General features: G+C 63.1%; 19 protein-coding genes and 1 pseudogene. 7 read left to right on the forward strand and 13 right to left on the reverse strand.

The genetic code is table 11. The features are described 5' to 3' along the window. The first annotated feature begins 38 nt into the window (after positions 1-38). The 3 genes from L0U84_RS38905 to flgM all read left to right on the forward strand — a co-directional run bounded on the left by L0U84_RS38905 (position 39) and on the right by flgM (position 2,519). Positions 39-311, forward strand: a complete 273-nt coding sequence (locus tag L0U84_RS38905) for a hypothetical protein (RefSeq protein WP_233858788.1) — start codon at positions 39-41, stop codon at positions 309-311. 306 nt (positions 312-617) lie between these two features. Further along, entirely contained in the window at positions 618-1,076 is a 459-nt protein-coding gene (locus tag L0U84_RS38910) for a MarR family winged helix-turn-helix transcriptional regulator (protein WP_233858790.1), read from the forward strand. Positions 1,077-2,207: 1,131 nt separating this feature from the next. Beyond that, a complete protein-coding gene (flgM, locus tag L0U84_RS38915) occupies positions 2,208-2,519 on the forward strand; it encodes a flagellar biosynthesis anti-sigma factor FlgM (protein WP_233858807.1) in 312 nt (103 codons plus the stop codon). An 86-nt stretch (positions 2,520-2,605) separates the two neighbouring features. Here flgM and L0U84_RS38920 read toward each other — a convergent pair whose 3' ends face one another. After that, entirely contained in the window at positions 2,606-3,229 is a 624-nt protein-coding gene (locus L0U84_RS38920) for a hypothetical protein (RefSeq protein ID WP_233858809.1), read from the reverse strand. Positions 3,230-3,678: 449 nt separating this feature from the next. Between L0U84_RS38920 and L0U84_RS38925 the strand changes: the two genes are divergently transcribed. Beyond that, positions 3,679-3,963 (forward strand): hypothetical protein, encoded by a 285-nt coding sequence (locus L0U84_RS38925; RefSeq protein WP_233858811.1) that lies wholly within the window; start codon positions 3,679-3,681, stop codon positions 3,961-3,963. A gap of 25 nt (positions 3,964-3,988) precedes the next feature. Beyond that, positions 3,989-4,147: pseudogene (locus tag L0U84_RS38930) on the forward strand (lytic transglycosylase F); the annotation flags it as partial. A gap of 202 nt (positions 4,148-4,349) precedes the next feature. Here L0U84_RS38930 and L0U84_RS38935 read toward each other — a convergent pair. The 3 genes from L0U84_RS38935 to L0U84_RS38945 form a co-directional block, all read right to left on the reverse strand. Beyond that, positions 4,350-5,012, reverse strand: coding sequence for a dihydrofolate reductase family protein (locus tag L0U84_RS38935; RefSeq protein ID WP_233858813.1), 663 nt, complete (start codon positions 5,010-5,012; stop codon positions 4,350-4,352). A 311-nt stretch (positions 5,013-5,323) separates the two neighbouring features. Further along, positions 5,324-5,566, reverse strand: a complete 243-nt coding sequence (locus L0U84_RS38940) for an NAD(P)-binding domain-containing protein (RefSeq protein WP_233858815.1) — start codon at positions 5,564-5,566, stop codon at positions 5,324-5,326. A gap of 67 nt (positions 5,567-5,633) precedes the next feature. After that, the gene (locus L0U84_RS38945) at positions 5,634-6,374 is read right to left on the reverse strand and encodes an SDR family NAD(P)-dependent oxidoreductase (RefSeq protein ID WP_233858817.1); all 741 of its coding nucleotides are present in this window, start codon (positions 6,372-6,374) and stop codon (positions 5,634-5,636) included. Between the two features lie 122 nt (positions 6,375-6,496). On the opposite strand from L0U84_RS38945, the gene L0U84_RS38950 reads away from it, so the two are divergent. Then, entirely contained in the window at positions 6,497-7,387 is an 891-nt protein-coding gene (locus L0U84_RS38950; protein ID WP_233858819.1) for a LysR family transcriptional regulator, read from the forward strand. A 38-nt stretch (positions 7,388-7,425) separates the two neighbouring features. Here the strand turns inward: L0U84_RS38950 and L0U84_RS38955 are convergent, their stop codons facing one another. Then, complete coding sequence (locus L0U84_RS38955) at positions 7,426-8,316, reverse strand: LysR substrate-binding domain-containing protein (RefSeq protein WP_233858821.1); 891 nt, start codon at positions 8,314-8,316, stop codon at positions 7,426-7,428. A gap of 100 nt (positions 8,317-8,416) precedes the next feature. Here L0U84_RS38955 and L0U84_RS38960 point away from each other — a divergent pair, with 100 nt between their 5' ends. Beyond that, entirely contained in the window at positions 8,417-9,007 is a 591-nt protein-coding gene (locus L0U84_RS38960; RefSeq protein ID WP_233858823.1) for a LysE family translocator, read from the forward strand. Between the two features lie 104 nt (positions 9,008-9,111). Here L0U84_RS38960 and L0U84_RS38965 read toward each other — a convergent pair whose 3' ends face one another. The 8 genes from L0U84_RS38965 to phnY all read right to left on the reverse strand — a co-directional run bounded on the left by L0U84_RS38965 (position 9,112) and on the right by phnY (position 17,726). Beyond that, entirely contained in the window at positions 9,112-10,212 is a 1,101-nt protein-coding gene (locus tag L0U84_RS38965) for an NADH:flavin oxidoreductase/NADH oxidase (RefSeq protein WP_233858825.1), read from the reverse strand. A 241-nt stretch (positions 10,213-10,453) separates the two neighbouring features. Beyond that, complete coding sequence (locus L0U84_RS38970) at positions 10,454-12,097, reverse strand: Na/Pi cotransporter family protein (RefSeq protein ID WP_233858827.1); 1,644 nt, start codon at positions 12,095-12,097, stop codon at positions 10,454-10,456. 37 nt (positions 12,098-12,134) lie between these two features. Then, a complete protein-coding gene (locus tag L0U84_RS38975; protein WP_233858829.1) occupies positions 12,135-12,329 on the reverse strand; it encodes a hypothetical protein in 195 nt (64 codons plus the stop codon). Beyond that, positions 12,326-13,126, reverse strand: coding sequence for an ABC transporter permease subunit (locus L0U84_RS38980; RefSeq protein WP_233858831.1), 801 nt, complete (start codon positions 13,124-13,126; stop codon positions 12,326-12,328). Before L0U84_RS38980 ends, L0U84_RS38975 begins: the two co-directional genes overlap by 4 nt. Beyond that, on the reverse strand, positions 13,110-13,994 hold the full coding sequence (locus L0U84_RS38985; protein ID WP_233858833.1) for a 2-aminoethylphosphonate ABC transporter permease subunit: 885 nt from the start codon (positions 13,992-13,994) through the stop codon (positions 13,110-13,112). Before L0U84_RS38985 ends, L0U84_RS38980 begins: the two co-directional genes overlap by 17 nt. Further along, positions 13,987-15,162 (reverse strand): ABC transporter ATP-binding protein, encoded by a 1,176-nt coding sequence (locus L0U84_RS38990; RefSeq protein ID WP_233858835.1) that lies wholly within the window; start codon positions 15,160-15,162, stop codon positions 13,987-13,989. The genes L0U84_RS38985 and L0U84_RS38990 overlap by 8 nt, the downstream gene beginning before the upstream one ends. 22 nt (positions 15,163-15,184) lie before the next feature. Continuing rightward, entirely contained in the window at positions 15,185-16,216 is a 1,032-nt protein-coding gene (locus tag L0U84_RS38995; protein ID WP_233858836.1) for a 2-aminoethylphosphonate ABC transporter substrate-binding protein, read from the reverse strand. 61 nt (positions 16,217-16,277) lie between these two features. Continuing rightward, positions 16,278-17,726, reverse strand: a complete 1,449-nt coding sequence (gene phnY, locus L0U84_RS39000) for a phosphonoacetaldehyde dehydrogenase (protein WP_233858845.1) — start codon at positions 17,724-17,726, stop codon at positions 16,278-16,280. Positions 17,727-17,790: the final 64 nt, after the last annotated feature.

Genomic DNA, 17,790 nt, shown 5'->3' on the forward strand with positions numbered 1-17,790 from the left:
CGTGCCCGTCAATGAACTTTCTTTAGGGAATCTCCATCATGAAGACCAAACTCATCGTTGCATTGCTCGTCGCAGTTTCCGCATCCGTCACCGCACCCGCGTTCGCCAGCGGCTACGGACCGGCGCCTTTCTACAAGCCGTCGATCGGCGCACCGTCATCGCAAAGCGGGCAGAGCCTGCGTACCGTCGCCGCCGAGCGCGAAGACGCAACCAGCGCGGAAAAGGCTTATGGCGGTGCGGTCTCGGGACTGTCGGAAGCGGGGAGCCATGTCGCCGTGACGCGGCGCGATAACCTCTTCGCACACCACTAAGTCGTGCACTCCTCCGGCGCTGGGCCGTCGCGCATTTTGGTTGCTCGTGCGCGCCGGCCACAGCACCGGGAGAATCGAGGATCCGTTCACTGAGAAAGACGCAATGTTCAGTCATGTCGCGGCCGGCACCGACGACCTGAAAAAAGCAAAGCGGTTCTACGATGCCGTACTGGATGGGCGGGCCTGGTGAAATTCACAAGGAGTTGTACCCTGCAAGGCAGCGATGCGATGTAGGTGATGGTGCGATACAATCGTATGCGATCTATATTCTCGTGAAACGCCCGGCTCCAGCCAAGGAGGATACACATGAAATCCAGGGATCAACTGGCACCCGAAAACCTGATGCTTTCCGACTACCTGTGCTTTGCGGTCTACTCCGCGAACCTCGCGTTTGGCAAGGCATACAAGCCGATACTCGAGGAACTCGGACTGACCTACCCGCAATACATCGCGATCGTTGCGTTGTGGGAGGAAGACAACCAGACCGTCAGCGGTCTTGGCGCAAAGCTGTTTCTCGAATCCAACACGTTGACGCCAATGCTGAAGAAGCTCGAGGCGATGGGTTATCTGGAAAGGCAACGCGATCCCGGTGATGAGCGCCAGGTGCGGATCAGTCTCACGAAGAGCGGCCGGCGGCTGCGCGAAAAAGCCCTGAAAATGAACCCCGTCCAGACGGGCTTGGCGCCCGACGAGTTCGCGAAAATTCAGACGTCGGTCGTGGCGTTGCGGAACAACCTGATCAAGTCGGCCCAGAACGGCGAATGAACCTCGCGGGACTTGTTCTGGTCAAGCGAGTGGCATCAGCCACCGGGCGCGTGAGAGTCACGCAGACTTACCGTTCTTCACTGCGTCCCGTCGCGCCGCGCGCTCCTGCGCGTAGGAAGGGCTGAATTCAGCCTTCAGATCTTCGCGCCGCAATGGGCACAATGCTGCTATTCGCAAGGTTTCCGGCAGCAGGTCGTCCGGGAATCATTGATAGCGTGCGGGTCGCAGGAAGCGCTCAATGGCAACCCTGCCGACAGACGTAAAGCGGCTGTCCGACGTTGCAGGGAAGGGGCCGTGGTCAAGCGAGGAGGCCTACGCCGCCTGGTCGGTCGAAGCGAGGACGCAATTGCCGCACGAGCGCGCCTTGCCCATTCGCAGGCGTCCGGCGCTCACTGTCACCTCGCCACCGCAGTCGCACCGGCAAACCCACAATCCATCGCCGGCGTACCGCTCGGTCGTCAGCTGGCCGAAAACCTCGCCGCTCTTCAGCGCCGGCGAGCCGGGGCGCGACCGCCACACGCGACGCTGCTCACGGCAGCCGCAGTCACGCACTTCACCGCTCTCCACCGCCTTCAAGGCAGCAGTCACCTGGCCGCCGCACCGGCATTGCCAGAGCCACACCTGTGCGCCGCAATATCGAAGCGCGACGAGATCCCCAAAGGAGCGGCCAGCCACATCGCGACGTGGCGGAAAAGGCCATTGAGGCTGCGGCGGGCGGCGGGTACGTTTGTTCACGAGAGGCAAATGGGGATGCGGCGTCGTACTGTCAAGCATAGCTGCGCATTTGGTTCGGAGCGCGTCAGCAAAGTAGTGACAGAGCGTTCCCATATTACAGGCTCTAGCCGGCCAGGAGGTGACGTCGCGCCGACAATGTGGAACTCGCTCGGAGACCGGCGATGATGCCGCCGGTCGGTCGCGGCCGCCGGATTCTCAGCTTCGGCTGGATCGGTTTATAGCCGCTATGTGGTGTAGCTCACACTTTGTTGCAATTTGCTACGGATGGCTAGAATGCCCGCCCCGCAAGGCTTAGCGGCTCACGGCGAAACGCGGACAGGGTTGCGCTTGCCACGGCAGGGTGAAGATTTCAAACGCTGAACCGTTAAAGGACTCAACAAGTGGGGAACACACACCATGAAGATCGAATCCGCCAATTACCCGCTCGCGACTCCGCAGAACGCTGCGCAACGCGCAATGATCAGCAGCGATGCGAACGATGCCGTCGAGTCCGCGCAACAAGGCAGCGCTGCCGGCGCGCAGAATCCGACGATTAGTCTCTCGTCCATGTCCGCGCTGCGCACGTCGAGCGATTCCGATATCGACACGGCGAAGGTCGAGTCGATCAAGGCCGCGCTGCGTGACGGTAGCTACAAGGTCGATTCCGGAAAAATCGCCGACGGCATGCTCAGCACCGCGCGCGACCTGTTGCAAACGACGTCTCGCTGACCGGCCGCTGAACGTAGCAACACCCGGCCGTGAAGGCGAGCAGTTGTTGATCGTTGCTCGGGCCTTCCAATCGTGGTCAGCCCGCGCTAGCGCTGCACAATGACCGTCGAGGTAGTTTCATACGTGATGCGCACATGGCTACGGCGCGGGAGCGAATACATCGTGTCGACCAGATCGGGGCGATTGACCTTGACCGAACGAGCCACTCCGGATTTGTCGGCAAATGTCAGCAGACCCAGTTTCCTATTGATGCCTGTTACTTCGACAACGCCTTCAAAGGTTCCAACAGCCTGAAAACCTTCTTCTTTCTTTTCAGGTGAAAACTGGGTCACCTTCACCGTACGGTTCAGGTGCGTCACAGGCGTACCCGCCGCAAGCGTCAGTCCAGTGACGTAGGGTTCGACATAGTGCGTCGTGACCTTGTCGCCCACCTGAAGCCAGCTGAGCACATCCTTGTGATCCTTCGCGTTGAAGCTCAGACTCTCCCGTCCCGGAACGTCGACGACGACGATTGCGTTCTTCTGGTCGATGTAACTGACCGTGCCGCTTTCGCTGTCGACTGAAGCCCCGCTGGGCACACTCGCCTGCGCGTCCGGGGCCGAAGTGTCCGCCGCCTTGCAAACGGGCAGCAATGCGTACAAGCCGAATACAGCAACGCACATCGCGCACGCCCTTCTGACCGAAGAGCGACTAATAAGCTGGGAAAGCATGGAGATCCCTCCAGTGCGAATGCATTTCAAAACTCGAGAAACGACAGGTTCGGATTGTAGCGTTCAAGAGGCGCTGACCGCGGCTAATTGTCCGGTGACCGGTTTGCCTGGACAAAAGAGAAATGCAAGTAATCGCTACAGTAATTAAGACCATCGTTAGCTAACTGCGCTTGATGTCCCGCACCGTTTGGGTATGCGAAGCGGGGAGACTACGACCTTCTCGCTGGCTGGATTATAGGTGCCGATCGGATGCTCGACAAAAATGGTGTGTTGCCGAGGTGAAGGTGGAAAAAAGGTGTCCCCATCGTGTACGAGTCATGTTTCTGCTTCCATACTCCTACTAAATGGGCCGTGTGCGCACGTCGAGGAGAGCGCCTCGGTCGGGCTCAGGGTTGAGTCACTACGAGCAACAGTCATCGACTGACACGAAGTATATTCAGGAGCGCGACATGAAGACCCTGGTGATACTGGCATGCGTCATCCTCTCTACGAACGCGTTTGCAGAGTGCGCGAAAAATGCCCGCGGTGAGACGGTGTGCGGCAATGGGCAGACAGCCGGCGGCTATAACAAGAATACCGGCACGGCCTGGCAATCCCAAACGAACCAGAATGGGGTGCACACGACCCAGACCAATCGCGGTGGGGAGGCAAAGACGGCGAATGGCAAAGGCGTGGCCAAGGGCCCGGGCGGGACAACCTGTTATCGGACCGCGAATAGTCACGGTTGCAACTGATAGCGTTCCTGCCGCATCGTGAACGTGGTTCAACAATGTGGAGATCGTCGTGGCCGACAAGATCGGTATCGAGACGACGACCTACGTACGCAATATCTACAAGTACTTCGCCGCGTATAAGCTGATTGTCGATGCTCGGGACGTTCGCAACGAAGCGGTAGAAAGCGTGCGGAAACATTCGTGACCGGTTCAGCAGTCGAGGTTGCTTTCCCGAATACGCAACCAGGGGCTCGCTCTGTGATGGCGGGAACGGCCGCTGATTGAGTGGTGCCGTCCTTGGAGGATCGGCTCGACCAGGTCTGCGGGAGAACGCTCATGGGCGGCAGTACGCATTCATGTGCGAGCCAAGGCCTCGGCAATTCCGGACGTCGGCCTTCAACGGGTAGTTACGCGGCGCTGTGCCCTTGGCGCCGCAGGACGATATGCGTCGCCTTCTGCGACGCTACGAATTCAACGCATTCGTATCCCAGAGCCCGCAAGTCGACCCCTTCGAACAGCGATTCTCCGCGGCCGAGCAGGACCGGCGAGATAGCAATGTGCAGTTCATCAATCAGGCCTTCACGAAGATACTGCCGGATCGTGTCCGGTCCACCGCCGATCCGCACGTCCATTCCGGCAGCGGCCTCGCGCGCACGGTCGAGCGCCTCGCGAATGCCGCCCGTTATGAAGTGGAACGTTGTGCCGCCTTCCATCTCGATGGGGGGACGCGCATGATGGGTCAAGATGAAGACCGGAACGTGGTACGGCGGATTGTCTCCCCACCAGCCTTTCCAGTTCGTGTCCGGCCAGTCCCCACGAATGGGTCCGAACATGTTCCTCCCGAGAATCCAGGCCCCGACATTCTGAAAGCCACGGGCGGCGAAATCGTCGTCGACCCCGGTCGTACCGCCGTCATTGCCGAACAAGGCCTGCTGGAACGTGCGTGTTGGGACTAGCCACTGGTGCAGTTCCGTCCCGCCGACGCCGAGCGGATTGTCGATGTCTTGATTCGGACCTGCTCCGTATCCGTCGAGCGAGATGGTGAAGCCCTGAACGCGAACTCGTGTCATCGTTTTTTGCCTCCATTTAGACGCCAGGCAGGTAACTGGCGGACGTCGGGGTCCGGATAGTCTCGATGCCGCGGTTAATGTACCCGATACCGCCGAAGGCAGTAAATTCGCAGCAATTCCTGGTCCTTGGGAAGGCCGGAAACAACGGCGGATTCAACCTGTGGATGCGATAGTTTGGTTAAACCGCCCGGTCGTGGCAGACAAGCCAATAAGCATCGCCGCGCGCGTCACCTCGCGGTATTCAGAAGCCCCATCAGCTCATCCGGCGAGATGTCGTCGTTGTCGATCGCGTCGACAACGACCCTCCGGTCTCAATCAGATAGCTGTTCGCCAATGGCGGCGTGTGCGCGAAGCGGTACGGCGAGGATCATGACCTCCGTGGTCGGCGCATCCTGCAAACTCATGGCCGCAATCTGCGCACCGAGTTGCTTCGCCATCACCTCCATCGACTCATGGCTATGCGGGTTCGCAACACCAATAGCCATACTGCTGCCGGCGAGCTGGCGGGCGAGTGCCGCTGCAACTTTTCCGGGGCTGAGAGTTGAACAGTTCATCGTGCATTACTCTTGATGTCCGATCCAGATGTGCGCGCAGCGAACGGCGATCCTCGGGCCTCACACCTCAGACCTGGCCGATACCACCGTCATTCATCAAATCCGCGCCCGTCATATATGAGCTCTGCCCGGAGGCAAGAAAGAGCGCCGCGCTGGCCATCTCGTCGGCCCGCGCGAGCCGACCGAGCGGGACCATGCTCTTGTACATGCTCACCAGATCCTCGCGTGACGCTGACTGGGAATCGAGGATCGGGGTGTCGGTGACACCAGGGCTGAGCATGTTGACGCGGATGCCGCGATCCTTGAATTCGGCGGCCCAGGTGCGGGCATACGAACGCAACGCGGCCTTGGTCGCCGCGTAAGCGGTGTGCCCTGGGATGCCCATCGCGTGCATGGCCGACGAAACCAGGATGATCGATCCACCACCTGTCATCATCGGCAGCAGCTTCTGCACCAGGAATACAGGGCCGCGCGCCATCAGATTGAATGCCTTGTCGAAATGCTCGGGCGTGATGGTGTCGATCGAGGCCTGCTCGGTATAGCCCGCGTTCGACACGACGATGTCGACGACACCCTTTTCGTCCCTGACTGCCGCGGCGACACGGTCGAGGTCATCGAGATTCGCGGCGTCGGCCTGGATAGCCGTAACGTTGCGTCCGATCAGATCGACGGCCTCGTCGAGCTGGCCTTGCCGACGGCCGAAGATAAACACGTGAGCGCCTTCGGCGACGAACCGCTGGGCGATCGCCAGGCCGATACCGGTCGTTGCGCCGCTAATGACGGCGATCTTTCCTGCGAGAGCTGACATTGGAACCTTCCGCCTGTTGATGACTGGAAGTGACATCGTAATTGCGGTCCCAACGAAAGATAATCGGCGGAATTATCATAAGATCCATTCACCAGGAGAATAGGTCTCGCGAGAGAAATGCAATGGACCGGTTTCACGAATTGAACGCCTTCATCGCCGTCGTCGAGGCGGGTGGCTTTTCCGCCGCGGCGCGTAGAACCGGCGAGTCACAGTCGGCCATCAGCAAGGCGATCGGCGCGCTGGAAAAGCGCCTGGGCGTGCTGCTATTCAACCGAAGCACACGCAGCGTGACACTGACGGATCAGGGGCAGAAATACTACGAGCGGACCAAACCGTTGCTGGACGAAATCGAGGTGGCCGATAGCGAACTGACCAGCAGCACGCTGGATGTCTCGGGCCTTGTCCGGATTGCCTGCGCGTCGACGTTCGGCCGCCTGCACGTTCTTCCGCTCATTCCCGAACTGCTGTCGCGCCATCCTGGTCTTCAGGTCGATCTCGTGTTGTCGGATTTCGTACGCGATATGGTGGAGGACCGAATCGATCTCGCGATTCGAGTGGGTTCCGTCAACGATCCGGATTCGGTCGTGAAGCGAATTGCCAGCACCCCGCTGGTCTGCGTCGGATCGCGTCGCTATTTCAAGCAACACGGCATACCGAAGGACCCCGCGGAACTCGTCAATCACAATTGCCTGCTCTACGGCGGTCTGCTGGAATCGGCGAACTGGCCGTTTCATGGGCCACGTGGCCGGTTCAGCGTACCGGTGCGAGGCAACCTGTCGTCGAATAGCGTAGAGACGATACGATCGGCCGTGCTAGCGGGCGTGGGAATCGGCCTCTTCGCGAAGCTCTCGTTGACCGACGAGCTCAAGCATCCCGACATCGTGACCGTGCTGGACGACTTCATCCGGGACGCCCGTGATGTCAGCATCGTCTGGCCGAGGCGTCGTTTCGTGCCTGCGCGCGTGCGCCGGGTCACAGAATTTTTTGCGGCGGCGTTGCCGCAGCGTTTATAGAAGCGCGACGTCCGTGAACGCAATGCAAACGCAATACGTCAAGCAATGTTCGCTAGCTGCGCGCGTCGCGTGCCTGCGTTGCTCGACATCGATTCGCGTACGTGGCGCGCGAATTCCTGCGCCGCTGGCTGAACCGTCGCGGGCAATCGCAGACAGATCGCGAACGCGGGCAACGCAGGCAAGCCGGTGACTCGAGGTATGAGCGTCTCCAGATCGCCCGGCACCGTGGAGACGAGCCAGGCCGTGATCGCGAGGCCCGCGCGCACCGTTGCGGCGGTCGCCTCGATGTTGCCGCTCTCGAACACCGTACGCCACGCGATGCCCTCGTCCGCGAGCGCGCCCAGCACCACCGGACGGAAAGCACAACGCTCGTCCACCATCGACAGCGGCAATGGCCGCTTCCGCCACGCATCACTGCCGCGCCCCGCGACCCACACCAACGGCTCGATGCAGACCACTTCACCTTCGGCTTCGCTCGCGACGGATTCGACCAGCGACACGTCCAGGCGACCGCTATTCACCGCTTCGCTCAACTCCGGCGACGCCGCGCACACCAACGAAATTTCGACGCGCGGATGCGCGTTGGCGAAGGCCTTCATCGCGGGCGCGAGCCGCGTCACGAGATCGTAAGGCACCCCCACACGCAGCGCGCCGCGCAACGGCTGGCCGGTCATGTCGGCCCAGATTTCGTCGTTCAGCCGCAGCAGCGTGCGCGCCTTCACCAGAAACTGCTCGCCCTGTCGCGACAGTTCCAGCCGGCGCGTCTTGCGAACGAACAGAAGGCAATCCAGCACATCTTCGAGGCGCTTCACCTGCTGGCTCACCGCGCCTTGGGTCATGTGCAGCAGATTCGCAGCGACCGTCATGCTGCCGCAATCGGCGACGGCAACGAAGGTGCGGACCAGATCGAGATCGAGGTTTCGGTTCATCTATGCATTATGTCGCGTAATGTGCCCCATCAATATTATTAGCTTTCGCGATGCTTTGACGATCCGTACAGTGCAAAGTCACTAATCCGGATGTACACCCATGACCTCGATACTGCCGCTTCTACTGTTCGTCGCCGTCGCGACCGTGACGCCCGGCGGCGCGACCACGCTCGCCACCGCTTCAGGCGCACGCTTCGGTTTCGTCCGCTCGATACCGCTGATGCTCGGCATCGCTATGGGCCTCGCGTTGCTCGCCGCGGTCGCCTCGCTCGGGCTCGGCGGTCTGCTGGTCGCGCTGCCGTCGCTGCAAACGGCGGTGAGGGCGCTCGGCTCCGCGTATCTGCTGTGGCTTGCGTGGCGCGTCGCGCGCAGCGGTCCGCCGAACGCGGGCAACGGCCCCGCGCGCCCGGCTACGCTCGTCAACGGCTTCCTGCTGCTGTGGCTCAACCCGAAAGGGTGGGCGATGACGATTGGCGCGGCGGCGTCGTTCGCGCTGCTCGCAAACAATCCGAACCGGCTCGCGATGCTGCTCGGTGCAGCGTTCGGTGTGGCAGCGTGCGCATCCCTCGCGTTGTGGTGCGCGCTCGGCGTGCTACTCGGGCGGCTGTTCCGGACGCCGCGCCACTGGCGCTTGCTCAATCTGGCGGTGGGCGTGCTGCTCGCCGCATCCGTCATTCCGACCTGGAGATGAGCATGTCTTCGCATCCGTTCGCCGGATAGTACGACTTTCAGCCTGCGAGAGCAGGGGACGTCGTCGAACTTCAAACCCACCGCCCCCTTCTCGACGAGACAGACTCAAACGAACAACTTTCCCAGCCGACTGGGTTGAGAGCGAAGATACTGTTTGGGCGCCCTGACGTGAGCCCCAAAGTGAGCGGCGGCGTGCCAGGGCCAGCGAGGGTCGAAGAGCACGGCCCGAGCGAGCGCGACCAGATCGGCGTCTGCGGTGCTGAGAATGGCTTCGGCTTGTTCGAACCCGGTGATCATGCCGACGGCGATGACGGGGAGTGCCGTCGCCTGCTTCACTGCCCGCGCGAAGGGAACCTGATAACCGGGCCCGACCGGAATTTGCGCGGCTGGGTTCGAACCGCCGCTCGAGACATTGATCGCGGCACAACCTCTCGCCTCCAGTGCGTGCACAAAAGCGATCGCGTCCTGCACGGACCACCCGCCTTCCACCCAGTCGGTAGCGGATACCCGCATCGTAACGGGGCGCTCATGCGAGAACGCGTCTCGCACGGCCTCGAAGACCTCGAGTGGAAAGCGCATCCGATTTTCCAATGAGCCGCCGTATTCGTCGTCCCGGTGGTTTGACAGAGGCGAGAGGAATTGATGGAGCAGGTAGCCGTGCCCACCCAGGATTTGAATGAAGTCCAACCCAAGCCGCGAGGCGCGTTGTGCCGCGGCCGCGAAGGCGTTGCGAATCGCGGCCAGGCCATCGCGATCCAACGCGATGGGCGGTGTCTCGCCGGTTGCAAAAGCGACCGGCGATGGGCCATGGGTGTGCCAACCATTTGCGTGATTGGATGGAATCTGCGCGCCTCCGTCCCACAATTTCTGCCGGGACCCTTTTCGGCCAGCATGGTTGAGCTGGATTCCAATCGGCGTGTCAGACCACTGCCGAACCGCCTGCAGCACTCGCGTCATGGAGGCTTCGCACTCGTCCGAATAGAGCCCCACGTCACCATAGCTGGTGCGTCCGTCGGGGGTGACCGCGGTCCCCTCGATGGTTAGTGCCGCCGCGCCTGATATCGCCAGCTGGCCGAGGTGCATCAGGTGCCAATCGCTCATCTGGCCGTCTTCGGCCGAGTACTGGGCCATCGGGGCGATCACGATCCGGTTGGCTAGTTTGAGGTTGCCGACCTGTATCGGCGTGAACAGCGTCGGGTCGCTCATAGAGCGCCTTTGGCGGCGCCGCTAACGACGGCGACTTTGCCTGCGAGAGTGGACATGGAAATCTTCTGTCTGGTGATGAATGACAGGTAGATCGTAGTTGCCAGATACGGGAGTGATAATCCGCAGATTTTTCATAAGGCCAATTCCGCACGAGAATAGGCGTGAGCTGGTCTTTCTGGCTGAACCCGGGCCTCCAGGTCGATCATCTGGAAGAAGCTCGCCAAAAGTCTCGTGCTTCGCCTCATGCCACCTGCGCACCGCCCTCGTTAGCCGCCTTGTGCTCGAGCAGCGGATAAGCGAGAGCGCAGATATGCGACTGGATCCGCACGAGGTCGCGCAGCACGTCGAGATGGAGTGAGCTCGACGCGATACTGTCGGGCTTGCCCTCGCGCAGGCGGCCGAGATGAGAATCGCGCGCGGCGCGCTCGAGACGCCGCAGCGCCTGTTTGTCCTCGAGCAACTGCTTCGCGGTCTGCGTCCTTCCCGACACGAGCAGCGCCTGAGCCCGATGAAAACTATCGATCACCAGCTGGTGCAGCGCGCGCAAGTCCTCGGCGCCTTCGGCAGAAAAGCTTAGCTGTGCCTTGATCTTTTTCTGCGCCAGCTCCATCAGATTCTTGTCGACGATATCGCCGATATGCTCGAGGTTGATCACGGAAGTCATGATCGCCGAGGCCCAGCGCCGGTCTTCGTCGTCGAGCGTTTCGCGCGTCACCTCGGTGACGTAGCTTTTGATCGCATCGTGCAGCATATCCACGGCATCGTCGCGGGCCGCGATCTCGCTCACCGCGCGCCGGTCGTTGGCGATCAGCACCGGCACGCTAGCGCACAGCATCGCTTCGACGATATCGCCCATCCGGATCAATTCGCGGGTCGCGCATGCAAGTGCCTGCGAGGGCACCCGCAACGCGGCTTCGTCGAGGTAGCGCGGCGCGTCGCCGTTTTCGGCGGCGCTCGGTGCCGGCAGCAGCCGTTCGAGAAGTCGCGCGACGGGATCGAGCAGCCCCATGAAGACCACGGCGATCATCACGTTCACGCCCGTGTGGAAGTCGGCGATGGCACGGCCGGGGCTGTCGTAGACCTGCTGTAGCAGCGTTGCGAGCGGCGAGCACACGGCGAGCATCAGCACGCACACGCCGCCGCGCAGTACGAGGTTGCCGCCCGGCAGGCGCCTGCGGCTGCGGTCGGCGCCCTTCGCGGCCTCGAAATACGGATTGAGCGCGCTGCCCACGTTCGCGCCGAGCACCATCGCGATCGCCGTGTCCATCGGCACGGTATGCAGATTGGCGAGCGACATCACGAACAGTACGACCGGAATGCTCGAATGCGCAGCCCACGTGAGCACGCAAGCGAGCGCCGCGTTCAGCACGGGCTCGCCTGCCAGCGCGCCGAGCACCGTGCGCAGGGCAGGGGCGGTCTCGGCGGGCTGCACGGTCGAAACGAGCAGCGTGAGCGCAAGCAGCATCAAGCCGAGCCCGATCGACGCGCGGCCGATGTCGCGATTGCGCGAGCCTTTGCCCTTCTCGAAGAGCGTCATGCCGACCAGCAGACAAACCGGCGAGATCCAGCTCAGATCGAGCGAGAACGCCTGCACGATCAGCGTCGAGCCGACGTTGGCGCCCAGCATGAGGGCGAGTCCGGTAACAGGCCGCATCAAACCGCGTGCCGCGAACGACGACGCGATCATGCCGGTCGCGGTGCTGCTCTGCAGCGCGCCGGTGATCGCGAGCCCGGCGCAGAACGCGTTCAGCCGGTTGCCGAGACTCTTCGCCATGAAGCGCTTCAGCGAGGCGCCGAACGCGCGCATCAGGCCGGACTCGACCATATGCAGGCCCCACGTCAGCAGCGCGACGCCGCCCGCGAGATGAAGCACGATCATGATCATCTTGCACCTCCCTTCTTGTTGTTCTTCGGCACTTCTTTCAGACCCGGGCAGTGCCCGCCGCGATTGCCTCCTCGAGTATCTGCAGTGCTTCGAGCCTCTGCGCAGGTGCGACGGTGAGCGGCGGCGTGAGCGTCAGCACGTTGCCCATCGTCGTCTTGAACGACAGCCCCCCCGGGTCGAGCACGCGATACGACACGGCTTCGGCGAGATCGGCATCGGGCGTCGCCGTCATCCGCGCACCATTGCACGGTTGGAGATGCGCGAGAGCCCCATCAACACCGCGAGCGTGCCGATACCGAGGATCATCGTGAGCGTCGCGGCGTCGAAGATCGCACCGCGGTCCGACAGCGCGAAGATGCCGACCGGCAGCGTGACCCAGCCCGGCGGATAGATCATCAGCGTCGCGCCGAGCTCGCCCATCGACAGCGCGAAGCTCAGGCTGAACGATGCGAGCAGGTACGGCGCGACGAGCGGCAGCGTCACGCGCGAGAGCTGGTAGAACGGCCGGGCGCCGAGGCTTTGGGCCACCTCGCCGTATTCCGGCGCGACCCGCGCAAGACCGGCCGCCACGTTGCCATAGGTGAACGCCGAGATCAGCAGGAAGTGCGCGATGAAGACGATCGTCGCCGTGCCGTTGAGCAACACCGGCGGCCGGCTGAACGCGACCAGCAAGCCGAGCCCGATCGAGACCGACGGCACCGCGCTCGGCACGAAGAAGATCACGTCGAGCACACGGCGCGGCAGGCCTTTCATCCGGCGCAGCGCGAGCGCGGCCCACGTGCCGCTCACGAGCGCGGCGACGCTCGCGACCACCCCCGTCAGCACGCTCACGCGCAGCTGGCTTGCCGAATCGGTATGGAACACCCGGGCGTAGTGCTCGAGTGTCAGGTGGCTCGGCAGTATGCCGTTCCACTGTCCGCTGATGCTGGCGAGCGCGATCATCGCGACCGGCAGCCCGTAGACCGCGCAGAACAGCAACGCGGTTGCGCCCCACGTCAGCCATTTACCCCATTTAGCCCAGAGCAGCACGGCGACCTCCGCAAAGTGACACGACGGCCCGGTAGCAGGCATAGAGCCCGAGCGACAGCGCGATATTGACGACGGCGATCACACACGCGGTGGTGTAGTCGAATTCCTGGATCGCCTTGTCGTAGATCAGCAGAGGCAGCGTGATCACGTCTTTTGCGCCGATGAAGAGCACGATGCCGAACTCGTTGACGGTCAGCAGCAGACACAGGCTGCCGCCCGCCAACAGCGCCGGCAACGCGGCGGGCAGGATGATCTGCCTGATGATGCGCAGCGGCCGCGCGCCGAGGCTGCCCGCCATCTCGATCTGCGCACCGTCGATCTGCGAGAAGCACGCGAGCAGCGGCCGCATGATGAACGGCGTATAGACCGTGATCTCCGACAGCACGACACCCCACTGCGTGTACAGGAAGTTCAGCGGCGGCAGCGGCAGATGGAACGCTTCCATCAGCGACTGGTTCAGCAGTCCGGCCGAACCGTACACGAAGGTGAACGCGAGCGCGACGAGGAAGGTGGGCAGCGCGATGAACGTATCGATGAGCCGGCCCACGAAACGCGCACCCGGAAACGGCACGAACGCGATCACGAGCGAGAACACGAAGCCGAGCACGAGGCATCCCGTCGAGGCCGATACCGCGATCGCGATCGTGTGATAAAGCCCGCTCAGGAACTGGCGTGAGCGCAGCACATGCTCGAAGTTCGCGAACGACAGCACATGCTGGTCGCCGCCCAACGCCTGCATGACGATCAGCCCGAACGGGTAGAAGAACAGCGCGGCGAGCACCGCAAGCGGCGGCGCGATCCACAGGCCGCCCAGTCCCGCGGCCGGCGCCCTCGCGCGAGCCGGCGGCGCAATGACGATATCAGCCATGACGCTCAGCCTCCGGTACGAGAGTGACATCCGCGGGATCGAAACGTACGCTGAGCGCCGCGCCCGGCTCCGGCGGTTCCGCGAGCGGCGCGCAGGTGAGCCGCAGCATCTCGCCTTCGACATCGAGCGCGATGCTGTGCATTTCGCCGAGCCACTGCACGCTGACGACGACCCCCGTCAATTCGTTCAGGCGTTGCCCATCGCCGGCTGGCGCGCCGCCGCCCGCGACGGAGTGCAGATGGTGCGGCCGCACGCACACGAAGCAGGCGGCGCCGGCTGCGATTCCATGATGGTTGCAGCCTTCGAGCAGGTGGCCGTGAAAGCGCACTCGGGCGCGCCCGTCGGCCATCGGTTCGAGCTGCTGCGCCGGCAGCACGTTCGCGCGGCCGAGGAACTCGGCGGCGAAGCGGTTCGGCGGATGACGATAAAGCCCCTGGGCGTCGCCGTAAGCGACCAGGTGGCCGTCGCGCATGATGCCGATGTGGTTCGCGAGGGTCAGCGCCTCGGTCTGGTCGTGCGTCACGTACAGCACCGTCAGCGACGGCAGGGTGCGGTGCAGCTTCGCGAGTTCGTCGAGCATCGAGCGGCGGATCTGCGCGTCGAGTGCGGACAGCGGCTCGTCGAGCAGCAGCACCTGCGGGCGGATCGCGAGCGCGCGGGCGATCGCCACGCGCTGCTGCTGGCCGCCCGACAGCTCGCGCGGATAGCGCTTCGCATACTTCGCCATGCCGACGAGGCCGAGACACTCGGGCACCCGTTCGCGAATCACCTCGGCGTCCGCGCCGCGGGCACGCAGCCCGAAGGCGACGTTGTCCTCGACGCGCATATGCGGAAACAGCGCGTAGTTCTGCACCACCATGCCGATGTTGCGTGCGTACGGCGGCAGCCGGGTCACGTCGCGGTCGCCAATGGTGATGCGCCCGGCGCTCGGCTGCACGAAGCCGGCGACGGCGCGCAACGCGGTCGTCTTGCCGGAGCCGGACGGACCGATCAGCGCGACGATCTCGCCGGGCTTCACGGTAAGCGTCAGAGATTCGAGAATGGTCTGGCTGCCGTAAGCCACCGACACGCCTTCGAAACCGATGCCGCTCGCTGCGTGCGCGATGACGGCCGGGGAAGCGGAGGCGCGCCGCTGCGGCCCCCTTTCCATGGTCATGGTGTTTGCCATTAGTCGCTCGTCGGTAGCCTGGTTAGTCGATGGAAATCGCCTGGTTGTAAGCGGCCACGTCGGGACGCAGCTCCTGGAGCACCTGGTTCCAATCGGGTTGCCAGATGTCGACGCCCTTCAGCAACGTGTTCAACGCCTGGAAGTTGCTATCCGTCGGATGCACGTCCGTGCGCACCGGGAAGCCGTATGCCACCTTGCTGACCTCCTGCTGCGCCGGCGCGCTCAACAGGAAGTCGATCAGCTTCTTGCCATTGTCGGCATGCGGTGCGCTCGCCACGAGACCGACGTAGTAGGGCAACGCAAAGGTCGTGCGGCGGCCGTCGGGACCGGCCGGGAAGAACATGGCGACGTTCGGGTTGTCGCGCATCTGCGCGAGGTTCATCTGCATGTCGCCGTTGGCCACGAAGAGCTCGCCCTTGTTGACGAGCGCCGTGAGCTTGCCGGTCGACGCCGAAGGCCCGAGGTTGTTGGTCTGCAGCTTGCGCAGGTACTCGAAGCCGGCCGGCTTGCCGCCGAACGCGTGGAAGGTTCCCAGCATCAGCGCCGTGCCGTCGCCGGCTTGCCCCGGCGTCGAGTACTGGATCTTCTGCTTGAACTGCGGCGCGAGCAGGTCCGCATAGGTCTTGGGGGGACTCTTCAGCACCGCCGAGTTGTAGATGAAGCTCGGATAGTTGCCGACCATCGCGTAGTAGAGGCCTTTCGGATCCTTGTCGTGCGTGTCGATCTTGTCGGCGCCCGCCGGCGAGTAGGACTGCAACAGGCCGTCAGCCGCGGCTTTCTGCATGAAGGGCGGCAGCGTCACGAGCACGTCCGCCTGGGTGTTGGACTTCTCTTTGCTCAGCCGGTCCACCACGCCGCTCGAACCGGCCTCGATGTACTGCACCTTGATGCCGGTCGCCTTCGTGAAGGCTTCGAACTGGTTGCCGAGCCAGCTCGGCGAACCGTCGTGCAAACCATCCGCGGCATAGATGGTCACGACGTCGGACTGTGCGTAGAGGGGGGGCGTTGCCATGACGAGCGCGCAGGCAGCCAGGGCGATCAGACGAGTTTTCATATCCATCCTTTCTTGCGTTGAGTTCGGATGAGGTCAGCATTTCACCTGGTCGTGCGGCGGGTCACTCCCAGGGCATCGACCAGGTCCGCACGTTGGAGTAACTCTTCATTGCCTCGACCATGCCCTCCTTGTAACCGTTGCCTGAATCCTTGATGCCACCGAACGGCGACATCTCCGTGCGATAGCCGGGCACTTCCCAGACGTTCACGGTGCCGACCTCCAGCTCCCTGACGAAGCGCGTGATGTAGTCGAGCCGGTTCGTGCAGACGCCCGACGACAGGCCATACGCGGTCGAGTTCGAAACCCGGATCACTTCCTCGATCGCATCGGGCACGCGGATGATCGGGATCACCGGGCCGAAGGTCTCTTCGCGCACCAGCTCGCAGTCGTACGGCACGTGGTCGACGACGGTCGGATGGAACAGCGCGCCCTCACGCGGCGCGCCGTAAAGCACACGGGCACCGTGGGCCTGTGCGTCTTGCACGCGTCGCTCGAACAGTTGCGCGGATGCCTCGTTGATGACGGTGCCCACGTCGACGGAGGGATCCATCGGGTCGCCGCACTTGAGCTTTTTCGCATGCTCGAGCACGCGCTCGACGAACGCGTCGGCCACGCTTTGGACCACGAGAATCCGCTTGACCGCCGTGCAGCGCTGCCCCGAATTTTTCGTCGCGCCGGTTACCGCGAGCAGCGCGGCCTTGTCGAGATCGGCGTCCTCCATCACGATCAGCGGATCGTTGCCGCCGAGCTCCAGCACCGTGCGGCGATAGCCCGCGTGCTGCGCGATGTATTTGCCGACCCGCACGGAGCCTGTGAACGTGACGAGATCGCAGTGCGGATCGGTGATCATCGCGTCGCCCATCGTGCGCGGATTGCCGGTGACGACGCTCAGCATCTCCGGCGGCAGGCCCGCTTCGTAGAGCACGTCGGCCAGCGCGAGCGCCGTGAGCGGCGTGAGCTCGGTGGGCTTGAGCACCACACGGTTGTTGGTCGCGATCGCGGGCGCCAGCTTATGGCTCACCATGTTCAACGGATGATTGAACGGCGTGATCGCCGAGATCACGCCGAGCAGCGGCAGCCGCGTGGTGAAAATCTTGCGGTTCTTGCCGTTCGGACTGATATCGCAGGAATAGATCTCGCCGTCGTCCCTGATCGTGAGCTGCGCCGCGAACGACCACACATCGTAGGCGCGGCTTGCTTCGTAAAGCCCGTCCTTCCAGCACAGCCCCGACTCCGCGGTGATCAGGCGTGCGAAGTCTTCCTTGCGGTCGCTCAGAATCTCGGCCGTGCGCTGCAGGATGCGCTGACGCTCGAAGCGCGTGAGCCGCGGCTTGAATGCGTGCGCTTTCGCGAACGCCTGTTGCACGTGTTCGGGACGCCCCGCGGGCACGGTGCCGACAACCTCGTTCGTGTAGGGGTTGAAGACTTCGATCAGCTCGTCGGTGCTCGTGTGCTGGCCGGCGATGCGCATCGATTCCTGCCTGATGGCGGGTTTGGTCATGACGTTCATCGAATACCTCGTTCAATGATCCGGTGGAGTCCGCGTGCCGCTGCGAGAAACGGGGCGCGCGGGC

Source organism: Paraburkholderia sp. HD33-4, from assembly GCF_021390635.1.
Lineage (GTDB): Bacteria > Pseudomonadota > Gammaproteobacteria > Burkholderiales > Burkholderiaceae > Paraburkholderia.

What these genes read in the sequence shown, in the direction of transcription:
- L0U84_RS38960 (WP_233858823.1), top strand. Translation starts at nt 8,417, where the DNA reads ATGACCTCGATACTGCCGCTTCTACTGTTCGTCGCCGTCGCGACCGTG.
- L0U84_RS38985 (WP_233858833.1), bottom strand. Translation starts at nt 13,994, where the DNA reads ATGGCTGATATCGTCATTGCGCCGCCGGCTCGCGCGAGGGCGCCGGCC.
- L0U84_RS38905 (WP_233858788.1), top strand. Translation starts at nt 39, where the DNA reads ATGAAGACCAAACTCATCGTTGCATTGCTCGTCGCAGTTTCCGCATCC.
- L0U84_RS38950 (WP_233858819.1), top strand. Translation starts at nt 6,497, where the DNA reads ATGGACCGGTTTCACGAATTGAACGCCTTCATCGCCGTCGTCGAGGCG.
- L0U84_RS38945 (WP_233858817.1), bottom strand. Translation starts at nt 6,374, where the DNA reads ATGTCAGCTCTCGCAGGAAAGATCGCCGTCATTAGCGGCGCAACGACC.
- L0U84_RS38920 (WP_233858809.1), bottom strand. Translation starts at nt 3,229, where the DNA reads ATGCTTTCCCAGCTTATTAGTCGCTCTTCGGTCAGAAGGGCGTGCGCG.
- L0U84_RS38965 (WP_233858825.1), bottom strand. Translation starts at nt 10,212, where the DNA reads ATGAGCGACCCGACGCTGTTCACGCCGATACAGGTCGGCAACCTCAAA.
- phnY (WP_233858845.1), bottom strand. Translation starts at nt 17,726, where the DNA reads ATGAACGTCATGACCAAACCCGCCATCAGGCAGGAATCGATGCGCATC.
- L0U84_RS38940 (WP_233858815.1), bottom strand. Translation starts at nt 5,566, where the DNA reads ATGAACTGTTCAACTCTCAGCCCCGGAAAAGTTGCAGCGGCACTCGCC.
- L0U84_RS38925 (WP_233858811.1), top strand. Translation starts at nt 3,679, where the DNA reads ATGAAGACCCTGGTGATACTGGCATGCGTCATCCTCTCTACGAACGCG.
- L0U84_RS38935 (WP_233858813.1), bottom strand. Translation starts at nt 5,012, where the DNA reads ATGACACGAGTTCGCGTTCAGGGCTTCACCATCTCGCTCGACGGATAC.
- L0U84_RS38910 (WP_233858790.1), top strand. Translation starts at nt 618, where the DNA reads ATGAAATCCAGGGATCAACTGGCACCCGAAAACCTGATGCTTTCCGAC.
- L0U84_RS38990 (WP_233858835.1), bottom strand. Translation starts at nt 15,162, where the DNA reads ATGGCAAACACCATGACCATGGAAAGGGGGCCGCAGCGGCGCGCCTCC.
- flgM (WP_233858807.1), top strand. Translation starts at nt 2,208, where the DNA reads ATGAAGATCGAATCCGCCAATTACCCGCTCGCGACTCCGCAGAACGCT.
- L0U84_RS38995 (WP_233858836.1), bottom strand. Translation starts at nt 16,216, where the DNA reads ATGAAAACTCGTCTGATCGCCCTGGCTGCCTGCGCGCTCGTCATGGCA.
- L0U84_RS38955 (WP_233858821.1), bottom strand. Translation starts at nt 8,316, where the DNA reads ATGAACCGAAACCTCGATCTCGATCTGGTCCGCACCTTCGTTGCCGTC.
- L0U84_RS38970 (WP_233858827.1), bottom strand. Translation starts at nt 12,097, where the DNA reads ATGATCATGATCGTGCTTCATCTCGCGGGCGGCGTCGCGCTGCTGACG.
- L0U84_RS38975 (WP_233858829.1), bottom strand. Translation starts at nt 12,329, where the DNA reads ATGACGGCGACGCCCGATGCCGATCTCGCCGAAGCCGTGTCGTATCGC.